Consider the following 15,904-nt stretch of genomic DNA (forward strand, 5'->3'; position numbering starts at 1 on the left):
GATTGCTCGAGGTGAGGACACCTGGTTCTTCGGCGTCGGACGAGGCGGAGGTGCAGGCCGTCTACGCCCAGATCGTGTGCCGGGAGCTCTGGGACGAGCGGTCCGCGGGGAAAGGGCACGAGCCTGGTGTGGTCGAGGCCGAGGCGATCCTTCGCCGGTACCTGGAGGCGACCGAGGAGGGGCTGGGCCCGCTGAAGGACGCGGGGCGTCGCCTCCTGGAAGAGCACCTGATCGATCCGGCGGGGAACCGGAAGCCGCTGACGGAGAAGGCGGCGCGCCTCGTGCTGCCGGCCGGGGACGCGACCGAGGTGCTGGAGCGGCTGGAGCGGGCCGGTGTGCTGCGCGCGGAGGAGCGCCAGGGGAATCGGCTGTTCGAGCTCGGGCACGACTGGCTCGCGAAGAAGGTCTTCGAGCGGAGGCAAGCTCGGGAGGAAGAGCAGAGGCTGGCCAGAGAGCGCGCGAAGCGGCGGAGGCTCGTGGCCATCGCGGCGGCGCTGGGGGTGGCGGCGGTGGTGATGGTGGGTGTCGTCATCTGGGCCCTCGGGCAGCGGGATGCCGCGTTCAAGGCCGAAAGCGTCGCACGGGCGGCTCAGCAAAGACGCGGCCGCGCAGGCTACGCGGGCACGTACGGCTTCGTTGACGGCCGGCGCTCGTGAGCTTGCCGCGACAGGTCAACGTGCTTCAGCGGTGCCGCGGAGTCGTCGACCCGGCCTACCCGACTAGGCCGGCGCGGCGCCGGGCTCGTCCGCCTCCGGCGGGTTCAGCGGGAGCTCCACCACGAACGCCGCGCCCGCGCCCGGCTTGCTCTCCACCCGGATGGAGCCGCCGTGCGACGCCACGATCGAGCGCACGATGTACAGCCCGAGGCCGAGGCCGCCGAAGTTGCGCACCGACACCGCGCGCTCGAAGCGCTCGAAGATCCTGCCCTGATCGGCCTCCGCGATCCCGATCCCCTCGTCCCGGACGACCAGCTGCGCGCGATCGGCCTGCCGCCGCACGCCGACGAAGATCGGTTTACCTGCGCCGTACTTCATTGCGTTCGATAGGAGGTTGATGACGACTTGCTCCAGGCGAGCCGGATCCCAGCACCCGACCACGGGCTCGTCCAGATCGAGCTGCGTCCGGCAGTGGGACGCCGCGAGCTGCGGCCGCATCCGCTCGACGACGTCGCACGCCAGCGCCGCCAGATCGACCGGCGCGCGCGCGAGCGCCAGCCGCTTGGCGTTCATCCTCGTGACGTCGAGCAGCTCGTCGACCAAGCGCCCGAGCCGCAACGTCTGACGGCAGAGCACCTGGAGCATCCCCTCGATCCGCTCCGGCGGGACGTCCGCGAGCGAGCGGCGGCGCAGCAGGCGTTCGACCGTCTGGACCTGCATCTGCAGCGAGGTCAGCGGGGTCTTGAGCTCGTGAGACGCGACGAGGAGGAAGTCGTCCCGTCGCTGGATCGCCTCCTGGGCCTCGGTATACAGACGGGCGTTGTCGAGCACGAGCGCCGCGCGGCGCCCCAGCTCCTCGGCCAGCCGCAGGTCGGCGGGGCCATATCGGCGCTCGGGCGCGGTCGCCAGCAACGTCATGACGCCGAGGTACCGGTCGCGCGCGAGCAGCGGAACCCGCAGGAACGAATGGACGCCGAGCCGCTCCCAGAGAGCCCTGGCCCGCGGGTCGAGCGCATGCGCCTGCTGCAGCAGCGGCGTTGCGCGGCCTGAGTCTCCCTCGGATCCAGCCGGCGACGCCTCCGCCAGAGCGCGCAGCGCGTCCCTCAGCGCTGTCAAATGCTCGCCGGGAACTCCTGCGACAGCCGTCGGACCCGGCGTCCTGTCCTCCAAGAGCACCTCGATGACGCACTGATCCGAGAGCTCGGGCGCCGGGAGCTGCGCCACGCTCTCGAAGGTCGCGCCGTAGCCCAGCATCATCAGCTTGCGGCTCGCTTCGGCCAGGAAGCGCTCGGCCTGCTCGGCCCGCTTGCGCTCGGTGATGTCGGTGGAGATGCCGCCGACCGCGCGGGGCGCGTGCCCCTCGCCGAGAGGGAACTTGACCGACAGGAAGGTGTGCGGCCCGCCCTGAAGCGGCACCTCCTCCTCCCACTCCATCGGCGCGCCCGCCTCGAGCACCTTCCGGTCGTGCTCGCGGATCATCTCGGCGACGGGAGCAGGGAAGAGCTCGGCGTCGGTCTTCCCGACGAGCTGCTCGCTCGGCAGGCCCAGGGAGGTGCCCACATGCCGGTTGGCGAGCAGATATCGACCCTCGTGATCCTTGACGTAGACGCTCGCCGCCGAGTTGTCGACGATGGCCTGGAGGATCTCCTGGTTGGCCTTCAGCGCCTGTTCCGCCCGCCGCCGCTCGGCGTTCTCCTGCTCCAGCTCGGCGTAGAGCATCGCGTTCTCCAGCGAGATCGCCGACTGCGAGGCGAGCAGCTCGATGACGCTGAGCCGGCCGGGGGTGAAGGCGCCGGTGACGAGGTTGTTCTCCAGGTAGAGCAGGCCGATCTGCCGGGCCTGCCGCACGATCGGGAGGCACAGCACCGATCGCGGGCGCTTGCGCCGGAAATACTCGTCCTCCATGAAGGGGTGCCGGGCGGCGGCGTCGTCGAGCAGCACGCGCTCGTGGCTCCGGCGAACGTAGTTGAGGACGGACTGCGGCAGCGCAGCCGACCGCGCCTCGCCCGCACCGAGCAGCCGTACCGCGCCCCCGGGCGCGTCGATCGCCGCCGCGGTCGACAGGCGGTCCTCCCGGAGCAGGAGCACATGCCCCTCCTCGGCGCCCGCGTGCTCGACCATGGTGCGCAGCAGCGTCTCGAGCAGCCGCGGGAGCTTGAGCTCACCGGAGATGCTCTGCGAAGCCTTGACCACCGGCAGGACGTCGAACTGCTCGGCCCGCACGGCGAAGGTGATGGTGGGGGCGATCGGCTTGCGCGGGGCGAGGTGGGGATAACGCTGATCGAGCTGCTCCACCTTGGCGTGAGCGCCCCACGTGAAGTAGGCAGCGCGTGCCTTTCGCAGGTAGCTGTCGGCGGGCGTGGTGAGGCCGCGCGCGCGCCAGAACTCCGCGGCGAGCTCGCAGGCGATCGCCTCGTGCTGGACGAAGCCGGCCTCCCGCGCCGATGTGATGGCCTGCTCGTAAAGCCGGCTGGCCTCCGGCTCGTGCCCCCGGAGCCGGGCGATCTCGGCGCGGACCAGAGCGTGCTTGTGGAGGAAGTTGTCGGGGCCGCTCCTGGCCCACTCGCCGAGCTGCCGCTCGCAGTCGAGGAGCCCCTCGGGGAGCGCCCCCAGCGGGGACGGCTGCGCCTCGTGCGCCTCGTGCGCCTCGTGCGCTTCGTCGAAGAGGGTCGCGAGCGCGAGCGCGAGATAGTAGAAGCTGTCGGCGACGACCGCGTGCGGCACGACCCTCGGGGGGTGCTCGGCGATCGCGCGGGTCGCCGCCGCCAGCGCCTCTCGGGGAGAGCCGAGCACGAAGAGCGCCTGCGCCTTCAAGCTGTAATAGAAGTCGCGAGCGGCCTCCAGCTGCCCAGCCTCCTCCAGCTGCGCCTCGAAGGCCGGCGGATCCAGCTCGGACCCGTCCAGCATCGAGAAGCGGACCGGCCTCCCGCGCAGCGTCTGGATCATGGCGTGGCCGCCGAGGAGGGCGTTGTGCGCAAACGTGTAACCGACCCTGTGCACGAAACCGAGGCGCTCCTTTACCTCGTGAAGCACGTCCTCCAGCGGCTCGCCAGAGAGCAGCGGGAACAGCGCGGCCCAGATGCAGTTGGTGCACGCCATGTTCAGGTCACCGGACTCGACCGCGGCGCTGAAGCCGTCGCGCGTGTACGGATACGTCTCTCTGTAGTGGCGTGTCCAGAAGACGACATGGTGTCCGAAGAGGACGACCACCGCCGATTTCGTGGTCAGGAGGCCGCTCCCTTCCGCCAGGTCCTGGCCAAGCCTGCCGAACAGGTAAGCCTCCTGATATCGCCCGAACCTCGAGCTGATCACCATCGCGAAGGCGGCGTACGCGACAGCGGAGTGCTCGGTGTTGCCGTGGCGCAGGCTGAGCTTGACCATGCGCATGACGACGAGATTGTACAGGTTCGGGTCCACGAAGAACGCAGGGAGGGACACGCTCTGCAGGACGCCCATCGTCATCTTGAGCTCCGGGTGCGTCATGGGGGGCAGATGGATCAGGTCCTCGATGGCGCGATCGCCCAGGGCCTGCCAGACGCTCTCGGTCTCCTTCTCAATCTGTGCGTCGGTGGGGTGGAGCGGCAGATCAACGTCGCACGCGCGGAGGCACGAGAGCCCGATCTCCACCGCGCGGGCGTATTGCCCGCGGGTGACATTCAGCGCGACGACAAGCGCGGCGGCGGCGGCCGTCTCGTGCCGAGTCCTCGCGCGATCCATGAGCTCTTCCAGGCGCTGCTCGGCTTCCTCGAAGCTGCCGGTGATGTACGCGATGTGCGCGCGCTCGAAGGTCAGGCCATAGGTCAGCTCGTGCCGCGCCTCCCACGAGGCCGGCGCGAGCAGCGAGAGGCCCGCGGCGAAGAGCGCGGCGGCGGATTGGAAGGCCGCGGCCGCCTTGGCCTTCCTGCCGGCGCGGAGGTTCAGCTCCGCGACCTCGTCCCGCTCCGCCTGGGAACGTAGCAGCGCGGCGCCGCGGTTGAGGTGGCCGACGACGTCGAAGAGCGCGTCGTCGCGCTCCGCCGCGCGTTGTGCCGAGAGGAGCAGCCGCCCGATCCCCAGGTGCATCTCGGCGAGCTGTCCCGCCGGGATGAGCGAGTAAGCGGCTTGCTGCACCCGGTCATGGAGGAATCGATAGCCAGAGCCCCGGCGGAGCAGCAGCCCCTCCCGCACGGCCTCCTCGAGCGCATCGCGGAGCTCCGCCGCAGGACGGCCCGCGACGATCGCGAGGGGGTCGAGGTCCACGCTGCTGCCGAGGCACGCGGCGAGCTTGAGCGCGTCCCGCGTCGGGACCGAGAGCCGCATCAGCTTGCCCGCCATCAGCTCGACGACGTTGTCGGTGAGCCCCTTGTCGCGGATCGCGGCGATGTCCCACCGCCACCTGCCCTCCTCCGCGTCGAAGGCGATGAGCCCCTCCTGGTGCAGCGCGAGCAGGAACTGGAGCACGAAGAAGGGGTTGCCGCCCGTCTTCTCGTGGACGAGCCGCGCGAGCGGCTCGACCTGCTCTGCGGGCGCGTGCGGCGCGTGGACCGTCTCGGCCACGAGCGCCCCGACGTGGGCGGCGGAGAGCGGCGCGAGGACGAGCTCGGACACGGCGGCGCCGCGCTTGCGCGCCTCGGCCAGCGTGAGCCGCAGCGGGTGCGCGGGGCCGACCTCGTTGTCGCGGTACGCGCCGATCAGCAGCAGGTGCTCGGGCCCGGCGTAGGTGGCGAGCTGCTCGAGCAACTGGAGGCTGGCCGCGTCGGCCCACTGCAGATCGTCGAGGAAGAGCGCCATGGGGTGCTCCTTCCGGGCGCACGCGGCGACGACGCGCTGGAGGGTCGCGTGCAGCCGGCTCTGGGCCTCGGTGGGCGGAAGCTCGGGCACGGGCGGCTGCGGGCCGAGGAGCAGCCCGAGCTCGGGGAGCACATCGGCGAGCAGCCTGCCGCTTTCACCGAGGGCCTCCCGGAAACGCTGTCTCCAGCGCTCTACCTGCTCCTCGCTCGCGCCGAGGATCTCCTGCAGAAGTGCGCGGAACGCCTGAAGGAAAGCGCGGTAGGGGACGTCCCTCGCGGTTTGATCGAACTTGCCGGAGAGGAAGAACCCCCGCTCCCTCACGATCGGCCGGTGCAGCTCGGCGACGAGCGACGACTTGCCGATGCCCGCATAGCCCGACACGAGCACCAGCTCTGGCCGGCCCTGCGTCACCACCCGCTCGAACACGGCGAGCAGCGCCTCCACCTCGCGCTCGCGCCCGTACAGCCGTTGCGGCACCTGGAACCGGTCGGAGACGTCGCGCTGACCGAGCGCGAAGGGCGGAATGGCGCCGCTCGCCCGCCACCTTGCGAAGCACTCGTCCAGATCGTGCCGCAGGCCGGCCGCGCTCTGGTAACGCTCCTCGGCGGCCTTGGAGAGCAGCTTGAGCACGACCTCCGACAGGAGCGGGGGAATCGACGAGACGAGCGCGTGCGGCGGGACCGGCTTCTGGGCGATGTGGCAATAGACCCACTCGACGGGATCGCTGGCCCGGAACGGCAGAGCGCCCGTCAGCATCTCGTAGAAGGTGACGCCCAGGGAGTACAGATCGGTCCGCTCGTCGACCCAGCGGTTCATCCGGCCTGTCTGCTCCGGGGCCATGTACGCCAGGGTCCCCTCGATGAGCCCGACGTGCTCGAGATGCTGGAGCTCGCGGGGTATCTGGGACGCAATCCCCAGGTCGGTGATCTTCACCTCGCCGGTGGCGGGGTGGAGGAGCACGTTCTGAGGCTTGATGTCCTTGTGAACGACGCCGTGCCGATGCACCGCGGCGAGCGCCTCGGCCAGGCCGGCGGCGAGGGGGAAGAAGCGCTCGAGCGGCATCGGCCCGTCCAGGAGCCGATCGAGCGACACGCCGCCGAAATCCTCCAGGACCAGCGCCGGCTGATCGCCGAGCATCTCGAGCGCATAGGGCTTGACGATCGCCGTGCTCTCGAGCGCCCGAGCAACCTCGTACTCGTGACGCAGCCGCTCGCGGGCACGGGGGCTCGCGTGTTCGCGCCGGAGGACCTTGAGCACCACGGGAAGGCCGTCGCCCTCACGCACACCCCGGTAAAGAAGGGTGTCTGAACCCTCGTAGAGGACCTCGATGATGGCGTAACGGGACGACGCACCGTGACTGGAGAAGACGGGAATGGTGGTGTCCGCAGGAGCCCTGCTACGGGTCATCGCGACGCATGCTGCCATGGTCGGCGCGCATCGCCCATCGCTTCGAGCGGGCGACGCGCCGGACATCGTCCGTCCTCCGCGAACCAGCGCGCGCCGCGCCCCACACCGGCGCCACCCTGTCGGTGACATCGTGAGAGGACTCGTCGAAGAAGCTGCCGACCAGGTGGGCTCGCGAGCAGGCGAGACAGGCAGCGCGCAGGCGAGCCCACCAGGTGGGCTCGCGAGCGTGGCGAGGCGGGGATGCGCTCAGCTCATCTCGAGGAACAGCCGATCGGGATCCTCCAGATACCCGATGATCTCGTAGGCGAACGCCGCCCCCACGTGACCATCGATGATCCGGTGATCGAACGACAGCGACAGCAGCATCACCTCGCCGATCACGATCTGCCCGTCGCGCACCACCGGCTTCTGCTTCATCTGGTGGATCCCGAGGATCGCCACCTCGGGGAAGTTCAGGATCGGCGTCGCGAACAGCCCGCCTTGCTGGCCGAGCGACGTGATCGTGAACGTCGAGCCGCCGAGATCCTCGGGCTTCACCCGCCCGGCCTTCGTGTCCTCGCCGAGCCGCGCGATCTCCTGCGCGATCTCGAGGACGCTCCGGCGATCCGCGTTGCGCACGACAGGCACGATGAGCCCGGCCTCGGTCGCTGACGCGATGCCGATATGGTAGCTCTTCCGGACGACGATCTCCTGCGCGGCCTCGTCGAAGGTGCTGTTCAGCGTCGGGTGCTTCTTGAGCGCGGCGACGACGGCCTTCACGAAGAAGGGCAGGAACGTGAGCTTGACGCCCGCCTTCTCGGCCAGCGGGCGCAGGCGCGCGCGGCGCTCCTTCAGCGCGGAGACGTCGCACTCCTCGACGAAGGTGAAGTGCGCCGCCGTGTGCTTCGACCGCGTCATCCCCTCGAAGATCCGCTTGCGCACGCCGCGCAGCGGGATGCGCTCGTCGCCCGGCGCCGCCGGCAGCCCGCGGCCGCGCTCGCCCTCGGGCCGGGCCGCCACGCGCACCGGCGGCTCGTCCAGCAGCTCGGCCTCCACGGCCGCCGCGCCCGCCGCCCGCTCCGCCGCGCCCGCCACGCCCGCCGGCCGCCTCGGCGCCACCTCGGACAGCGCCGGGGCCGTCACGGGCGCCACCTCGGCCGCCTCGGGCGCCTCCAGCGCCCGCACGTCGTCCTTCGTCACGCGGCCCCCCGGGCCGGTCGGCGGCACGCGCCGCAGGTCGACCCCGAGGTCGCGCGCCAGCTTGCGCGTCGCCGGCGTCGCGAGCGGCTTCTCGTTGAAGTAGGCCGCCGCGCCCGCGCCCGCGCTGCCGTTCGCCCACGCGGGCCGCGCCGGCACCATCAGGTTCATCCCCGGGAGGTCTTCCCGGATGTCGCCGACCGCCGTCGCCGCAGGCTCGGCAGGGCCGGTCTTCGCGGCGGACTGACGCATCCCCGCGCCAGACGAGGGAGACGAGGGCGACGGCGCCGCAGGCCGCTCGTGCGCCCCCGCGCCGGGCGGCGCCGGCGACGCGGCGGCGGACCGGTCGTCGAGGTCGAACACCACGAGCACCGAGTGGACCGGGACCACCCCGCCCACCTCGCCCCGCGTCTCCACGATCCGACCCGAGCGCGGCGACGTGATCGTCACCGTCGCCTTGTCGGTCATCACCTCGACCATCGGCTGGTCCTCGACGACCACGTCGCCCGGCGACACCAGCCAGCTGACGATCTCCCCCTCCGTGACGCCCTCGCCGATGTCCGGAAGCCTGAACTCGTACTTGCCCATGCGTCAGTACCTCGCCGTCTCCAGGATCGCCGGAAGGATACGATGCGAGAGCGGGAGGTACTCGTTCTCGAGGGTGTAAGGGAAGGGGGTGTCGAAGCCCGTGACCCGGAGCGGCGGCGCCTCCAGGTGGAGGAACGCCTTCTCGTTGACCAGCGCGACGATCTCGGCCCCGAATCCGCAGGTCTTCGGCGCCTCGTGCACCACGATGAACCGGCCCGTCCGCTTCACCGACTCGATCACCGTGTCGATGTCGAGCGGCCACAGCGTGCGCAGGTCGATCACCTCGCACTCGATGCCCTGCGCGGCCGCCTGGTTCGCCGCGTCGAGCGCCTCGTAGAGCATCGCGCCCCAGACCACCAGCGTCACGTGCCAGCCCGGCCGGACCACCTTCGCCTGGCCGAGCGGGACCGTGTAGTCGCCCTCGGGGACGTCCCCCTTCGCCGCGCGGTAGATGCGCTTCGGCTCGAAGAACAGCACCGGATCGGGATCCCGGATCGACGAGAGCAAGAGCCCCTTCGCGTCGGCCGGGTTCGACGGGCACACGACCTTCAGGCCCGCCACGTGGATGAACTGCGCCTCGGGCGACTGCGAGTGGTAGTGCCCGCCGCGGATGCCGCCGCCCACCGGCGTGCGGATGACGAGCTTCGACGGGTACTCGCCGCCCGAGCGGTAGCGGTACTTCGCCAGCTCGGACACGATCTGGTCGTACGCGGGATAGATGAAATCGGCGAACTGGATCTCCGGGATCGGCACGAGCCCGTAGAGCGCCATCCCGATCGCCGTCCCCACGATGCCGCCCTCCGAGAGCGGCGTGTCGATCACCCGGTCGTCCCCGAACTCGTCGAACAGGCCCTGGGTAACGCGGAACACCCCCCCGACCTTGCCGACATCCTCGCCGAGCACGACGACCCGCGCGTCCCGCCGCATCTCGTGGCGTAGCGCGTCGTTGATCGCCTGGACCATGTTCATCTGAGGCATGCTCTTCGTCTCCGTCTCTCGGCCAGAAGGTGGGAATGCAACCTCACGGGCGCCCCCGCTCCCCTGGGGACCCCGTCGATCGCGGGCGGCGGCGCCACCCCGGCCATCGGCGCCGCCCGGCGAGCCGCCCCGCCGACCGCGCCGTCGTCCACGCCGCGCCCGCACGCGCTAGTGGCCGCCGTGGCCCTTGGGCCTCGGGCCCGCCTTGAGCTGCTCCCGCTGCTCGACCAGGTGCCAGGGCGGCTCCGCATAGACGTCCTCGAACATCGAGTCGAGCGACGGCGGCGGCACCTTCTCCGAGACCGCGATGCACGCCTTGATCTCCGCGTCGACCGCCGCCTCGATCTCGCGATCCTGCGCCTCGGTCCAGCCCTGGGTGCGCTCGAGGTGCCGCCGCAGCCGCGCGAGCGGATCGAGCCGGCGCCACGGGTCGAGCCACGCGTCGGGGCGGTACGCCTTGGGGTCGTCGCTCGTCGAGTGGCCCGACAGGCGGTACGTCATCGCCTCGATGAGCGTCGGGCCCTCGCCGCGCGCGGCGCGCGCGATCGCGTCGCGCGTCACCTTCACGACGGCGAACAGGTCGTTGCCGTCGACCCGCACCCCGGGGACGCCGTACGCGACGCCCTTGCACGCGAACGTGTTGCTCGACGTCTGGCGCTCGGTCGGCACGCTGATCGCCCAGCCGTTGTTGCGGCAGAAGAAGACGACCGGCACCTTGAACACGCCCGCGAAGTTGAGGCCGCTGTGGAAGTCCGACGAGCTGGTCGCGCCGTCGCCGAAGTAGACGAGCGCGGCGAGCTCGTCGCGCTTCAGCTTCGCGGCCCACGCGAAGCCCACGGCCTGCGTGATCTGCGTGCCGATGGGCGAGCTCACCGAGCCGAAGTGCCCCTCGCGGTAGGTGTAGTGGTCCGGCATCTGCCGCCCCTTCACCGTGTCGTTCGCGTTGCCGAACATGTTGTCGATGTACCGCTGGAGCGGCAGCCCCCGCCAGAGCGCGGCGCTGAACTCGCGGTAGCACGGGAACACCCAGTCCTGAGGCCGCGTCGCGTAGACGCTGCCCACGACCGCCGCCTCCTCGCCGAGCGAGCCGATGTGGAACCCGATGCGGCCCTGCCGCTGCAGCGCCACGAGGCGCTCGTCGAGGTGGCGCACGCGCACCATGAACTTGTAGATGGCGCTCACCTCCGACGGGTCGAGCTTCGGATCGTGCGCGGGATCGAGCGAGCCGTCGTCGCGCAGGACCTTGATCACGTCGTCGGCACACGTGTCGAGCGGGTGCCGGGCGACGGCAGCCTGCGGCTCCAGGCTTGCCCCTGAGACGTTCGGCGGGCGGTCGGTGGAGTACGTCGCGGTGCTCATCGGCTCGCGTGGACACTAATCAAAGGCGCTGCCCGAGACCAGTGCCGAGACGCGGCGTTCGCTCATTCGCTTTACGCGCGACGTTGACTCGTCGCAGCGATCGCGCCGCCGGATTGACTCGCCGCGGCGATCACGGGCCCGCGCGCGGCCTCGCCGCACGTCGCACGCCGCACGCCGCGGTGTCGATGTCCCGGCTAGACGTTCCCGGGCTCGGCCGCCTGCGAGAGCGCCTCGTCCACCGCGGCCGCGTCGAGCTTGAACCCGCGCGCGAGCTGCTCGAGCACGCCGCGCTCGTGCAAGCTCACGCCGCCGGAGGCCTGCGCCATGAACGCCGCCACGCGGAGCACCTCGCGCTGATGCTCGGTCCGCCCGATCGTGCGGGAGACCATGGCGACGCGCTTCTCCATCCCGTCCTCGGCGAGCATCTCGCCGAGGTCGGCGAGCAGCGCCTCGAGCTGCTTTTCGTGGACGAGGTTCTGGCATGCGTCCACGACGATCGCCTGGAAGCGCTTGCGCTCCTCCTCGTCGAAGTGGCCGTCGGCGTTCGCGACGAGGAACGCGGCCTCGATGATCGTCTCGAAGAGCGCCACGGCGGCCGGATCGAAGCCGGTGGGCATCGTGATGTCCTCGATCGGGGGTCGCGCGCTGTAGGCCCTCGCCGCCTGGGCGAGGATGGAAGCCACGCGCGCGCGGGGCGTCTCCGCGCCGAGGCGTGACGCGCCGGGAGCGATGCCGCCCGGAGCGATGCCGCGGGGGCGCCTGTCGATGGGAGCGGACATCGTGGTCTTTGACCCTCCTGCCGCCTTCAACGCTCGGCCAATCCCCGGGGAGCGTCAAGGCCTTGCATCGGCCGCCGCAGCGCGCGGCGAATCCGTTCAGTTTCTCGTCCGACCCGGCGCGCGCCCTAGCGGCGGACGAGGGACGCTGCAGGGACGAGCCGCGCGGCGGGCGCCGACGCCGGAGCGCCGAGCGGGCGGGGCTCGTCGTCGGGCGCGAGCTCCGCCTCGATCCGGGCGGCCTCGCGGCGCGCCACGGCGAGCCGCTCCTCGAGGAGCGCCTCGACGTGCGCGCCCGCGGGGGCCTCGCCCGCCGGGGCGCCGTCCTGCGGCGCCGACGGGCGGCGGTCGACGAGGCTGCGGACGAAGACCTCCGCGGCCTTGTAGCTCGATCGCACGAGCGGCGCGCTGGCGGCGTAGAGGAAGCCCATCTCGAGCGCCGCCCGCTCGAACGCGGCGAACGTGTCGGGCTCGACGAAGCGCTGCACGGGCGCGTGCTTCGAGGACGGGCGGAGGTACTGGCCGATGGTCACGATGTCGACCCCCGCCTCGCGCAGGTCGCGCAGCGCCTCCAGCACCTCGTCGTCGGTCTCGCCGATGCCGACCATGATCGAGCTCTTCGTGAGCCGCCGCGGGGCCGGCGCGCCGCGCCCCTCCGCGTCCGCGGCGAGGCGCCGCTGCCGGTCCTTCGCGCGCCGCAGCACGGCGAGCGACTGGTCGTAGCTCGACCGGACGTCGCGGATGACGCGGGTGATGCGGCGGACGACCTCGACGTTGTGGGCGAAGACGTCGGGCCCGGCGTCGACGACGGTGTCGACGGCGCTCATGTGGCCCTGGAAGTCGCCGACCAGGGTCTCGATGAGCAGGTCGGGGCGGAGCGCGTGCAGGCGGCTCACCGTGCGGGCGACGTGGTCGGCGCCGCCGTCGAGCAGGTCGTCGCGGTTGACCATCGTCATCACGACGTACTGGAGCGAGAGCCGGGCGATGGCGCGGGCCACGTGCTCGGGCTCGCGCACGTCGACCGCGCCGCGCGGATCGCCGGTCGTGACCGCGCAGAAGCGGCAGCCGCGCGTGCACACGTCGCCGAGGAGCATCACCGTCGCGGTCCCCTCGCGCCAGCACTCGCCGACGTTCGGGCAGCGCGCCTCCTCGCAGACCGTGTGGAGATCGAGCTTGCGGAACGTCTCCTTGAGGTGGTGGTAGGTGTCGCCTCCGGGAGCGCGGACCTTGAGCCATTCAGGCTTGGGCGAGAACTGCGCCATCAGGGGTGTCCTTAGCCCATGCGGCGCGTGCGCGCGAGGGGGAGGCGGCCGGGGTCAGGCGCCCGGCGGCACGGAGCGGCTGATCTCGCGCGTCGTCAGCTTGCCGCGCTCGGTGAAGATGGCGGTGACGAGCTCCGCGGGGGTGACGTCGAAGGCCGGGTGGCGGACGGGCACCCCGGGCGGGACCACGCGGCGGCCGCCGACGACGGCGACCTCGTCGCGGGTCCGCTCCTCGATCGGGATCGACGCGCCGGTGTCGGTCGCGAGGTCGATCGTGCTCCACGGGGCGGCCACGTAGAACGGGACGCCGTGGTGGCGCGAGAGGCAGGCGAGGCCGTAGGTGCCGATCTTGTTGGCGACGTCGCCGTTCCGCGCGATGCGGTCGGCCCCGACGACCACGGCGCCGATCTCGCCCTTCTGCATGAACCACGCGGCCATCGAGTCGGAGATCACCTCGACGGGGATGCCGTCGCGCTGGAGCTCCCAGGCGGTGAGGCGCGCGCCCTGGAGGTAGGGGCGGGTCTCGCACGCGAGCACGCGGATGTTCTTGCCGTCGGCGACGGCGGCGCGGATGACCCCGAGCGCCGTGCCGTAGCCGCCGGTCGCGAGCGCGCCGGCGTTGCAGTGGGTGAGGACCGTGCCCGACTCGGGCAGGCGCGCGGCGCCGGCGCGGGCCATCTGGTGGCAGGCGGCGACGTCCTCCCGGTGGATCTCGCGCGCGAGCGCGGCGAGCTCCCGCGCCCGCTCCTCGCCGCGGCGCCCCGCGTGCTCCAGGGCCATGGCGAGGGCGCGCCGCACCGCCCACCCGAGGTTCACGGCGGTGGGCCGGGCGGAGGCGAGGTGCTCCCCCGCCGCGCGCAGGGCGGCGACGTAGCCGGAGGCGATCTCGCTCCGGGCGGCGCGCGCGGCGAGGGCCATGCCGTACGCGGCGGCGATGCCGATCGCCGGGGCGCCGCGGACCACCATGGTCCGGATGGCCTCGGCGACGCCCGCGGCGTCGGTCGCGGTGACGTAGCGCTCGCGCTCGGGCAGGTCGCGCTGCTCGAGGAGGAACACGCGGTCGTCGCCCTGCGCGAGCTCGACGGCCGAGTAGTCCGCGCCGGAGATGGCTTCGGCCGGCGCCCACGGCGGCGCGGGCCGCGCGCCGTCGCCTGCCTGCTGCGACCTCTGTTCTGCTTCGAAGCTCGTGCTCATTCAGCGCCTCCCGTTCGAGCGTGACGGTTCCCCCTGCGATCCTGCGTCCGTCCCCGAGCCCTCGGCGCTCACGGCGAGCCGGCCGCGGATCTCCTCGGCGACGGTCGCGAAGTCCTCGGCCGCCTCGGCCTTGCGGCCCGCGAGGTAGGCGCGGAGCGCGTCGGCGGCGAGCAGCGCGAGGCTCGCGTTGATCCCGCGCGCGGTGAGCGCGGCGATCACGTCGCCGTTCTTGAGCAGCGTCTCGAGGTCGTCGAAGACCGCGGCGACCTCGGGCCCGGGATCGATGCCGCCGCCGGGGCGGGTCTTCTCGTCGTCGTCGCGGCTCACGCGTCGCGCCTCATTTCTTGGTGGTGGTCGCCTTGGGGATCGCGCTGAAGGGGAAGTGCGGCGGCTCCACGCCGGGCACGCACTGGTACTTCGAGAAGTCGGTGACGCCCTCCTCGCGGAGCAGGGCCTCGTCGATCCACGCCTTGCCGGGGCGGGCCGACGGCTCGCGCGCGAGCAGCGCCAAGGTCGCGTCGGCGATGATGTCCGCCTTGCGCCAGAGCTCCGGGCCGCCGAGGCCGAAGTTCATGGTCGCGTAGCTCTCGATCGCGGTCGCGGGCCAGAGGGCGTGGGCGGTGACGTTGTGCTCGGCGTACTCGCCGGCGATCGCGTTGGCGATCATCGTCATGCCGAACTTCGAGACCGCATAGGCGCCGTGGTGGGCGCAGGCCTCGGGCTCGACGGGGGGCGACATCATGACGATGTGGCCGTATTTCTGCGCGATCATGTGGGGGAGGACGGCCTGCGAGAGGGCGAACGACGCGCGCACGTTGATGCCCATGATGAGGTCGAACTTCTTCATGGGCGTGTCCACGACGTCGGCCCACCAGAGCGCGCCCGCGTTGTTGACGAGCGCGTCGACGCGCCCGAAGCGCTCGACGGCCGCGGCGACGGCGGCCTTGCAGGCCTCGTCGTCGCGCACGTCGAGCTTGACGGGCAGCGCGCGGCGGCCGAGCTGCTCGACCTCGCGGGCGACGTCGAGGATCGTGCCTGGCAGGCGCGGGTTCTCGGCGACCTCCGTCTTCGCGGCGACGACGATGTCCGCGCCCTCCCGCGCGCAGGCGAGGGCGACGGCCCGACCGATCCCGCGGGAAGCTCCGGTGATGAAGACAACGCGGTCCTTGAGTCGCATGGAGGGCGGTCATAGCACAGGACCCGGCGAGGGTGCGGGCCCGCGGCGCGCGATCTCGTGATCGCGTGATCGTGGCCGTCCGCCACGCCACGCCACGCCGCGCCACACGCGCGGTCGCGCGTGGCACGAGGCGCAAGGACAGGCTCTGCCGTGGACGGGAGCAGGCGAGGGCTGCGAGGGGCGCAGGGGCGACGCGGCGATGATCCGCCGGGAGCCCCGGATGTCAGCGAGCTTTCACCGCACGACGCGCAGCTCGCCCCGGACGAGCGCTCCGGGCGGTCGAGGCGGGCCGCGGGAATGAGGGCTGTGGCGGCCGAGCGACGCTGGCGGCGCCCGGCTCGGCCCAGCGCGCGGACGGGCGACGGGGCCGCGCGCGGACCGGGAAAGGCCGCTTCGGTCGAGCGTCGACCGCTGGAGGGGCCCTGTCCAGCAGGTCAGTCGTGGTCTCGCTGACACGGTGTTGCCGGCATCGACGGATCGCTGGTCTCGGTCTCCTCTCGGAGCACGAACACCTACCCTTCGGCTCAAGGGAGATGGGGTGTCCTGCTGGCGCCCTGTCGC

The 15,904-nt window shown here is 71.9% G+C and carries 10 protein-coding genes; 1 reads left to right on the forward strand and 9 read right to left on the reverse strand.

The annotated features are described in order from the left end of the window. The first annotated feature begins 11 nt into the window (after positions 1-11). Positions 12-656, forward strand: coding sequence for a hypothetical protein (locus tag WME83_RS10180; protein WP_437319078.1), 645 nt, complete (start codon positions 12-14; stop codon positions 654-656). Positions 657-719: 63 nt separating this feature from the next. On the opposite strand, the gene WME83_RS10185 is transcribed toward WME83_RS10180, so the two are convergent. The 9 genes from WME83_RS10185 to WME83_RS10225 all read right to left on the reverse strand — a co-directional run bounded on the left by WME83_RS10185 (position 720) and on the right by WME83_RS10225 (position 15,343). Further along, positions 720-6,833, reverse strand: coding sequence for an AAA family ATPase (locus WME83_RS10185; RefSeq protein WP_437319079.1), 6,114 nt, complete (start codon positions 6,831-6,833; stop codon positions 720-722). A 246-nt stretch (positions 6,834-7,079) separates the two neighbouring features. After that, positions 7,080-8,597, reverse strand: a complete 1,518-nt coding sequence (locus tag WME83_RS10190) for a dihydrolipoamide acetyltransferase family protein (RefSeq protein ID WP_437319080.1) — start codon at positions 8,595-8,597, stop codon at positions 7,080-7,082. A gap of 3 nt (positions 8,598-8,600) precedes the next feature. Then, the gene (locus tag WME83_RS10195; protein WP_437319081.1) at positions 8,601-9,575 is read right to left on the reverse strand and encodes an alpha-ketoacid dehydrogenase subunit beta; all 975 of its coding nucleotides are present in this window, start codon (positions 9,573-9,575) and stop codon (positions 8,601-8,603) included. Positions 9,576-9,743: 168 nt separating this feature from the next. Next, entirely contained in the window at positions 9,744-10,934 is a 1,191-nt protein-coding gene (locus tag WME83_RS10200; RefSeq protein WP_437319082.1) for a thiamine pyrophosphate-dependent dehydrogenase E1 component subunit alpha, read from the reverse strand. A 194-nt stretch (positions 10,935-11,128) separates the two neighbouring features. After that, positions 11,129-11,617, reverse strand: a complete 489-nt coding sequence (locus WME83_RS10205; protein WP_437319083.1) for a tellurite resistance TerB family protein — start codon at positions 11,615-11,617, stop codon at positions 11,129-11,131. A gap of 221 nt (positions 11,618-11,838) precedes the next feature. Further along, entirely contained in the window at positions 11,839-12,972 is a 1,134-nt protein-coding gene (lipA, locus tag WME83_RS10210; protein WP_437319084.1) for a lipoyl synthase, read from the reverse strand. Positions 12,973-13,026: 54 nt separating this feature from the next. Continuing rightward, complete coding sequence (gene mtnA, locus WME83_RS10215) at positions 13,027-14,166, reverse strand: S-methyl-5-thioribose-1-phosphate isomerase (protein ID WP_437319085.1); 1,140 nt, start codon at positions 14,164-14,166, stop codon at positions 13,027-13,029. Next, positions 14,167-14,493 (reverse strand): hypothetical protein, encoded by a 327-nt coding sequence (locus WME83_RS10220; RefSeq protein ID WP_437319086.1) that lies wholly within the window; start codon positions 14,491-14,493, stop codon positions 14,167-14,169. It lies immediately after the preceding gene. Positions 14,494-14,503: 10 nt separating this feature from the next. Then, a complete protein-coding gene (locus tag WME83_RS10225) occupies positions 14,504-15,343 on the reverse strand; it encodes an SDR family oxidoreductase (RefSeq protein WP_437319087.1) in 840 nt (279 codons plus the stop codon). Positions 15,344-15,904: the final 561 nt, after the last annotated feature.

The sequence above is a fragment of the Sorangium sp. So ce385 genome (assembly GCF_051474135.1).
GTDB lineage: Bacteria > Myxococcota_A > Polyangia > Polyangiales > Polyangiaceae > Sorangium > Sorangium cellulosum_D.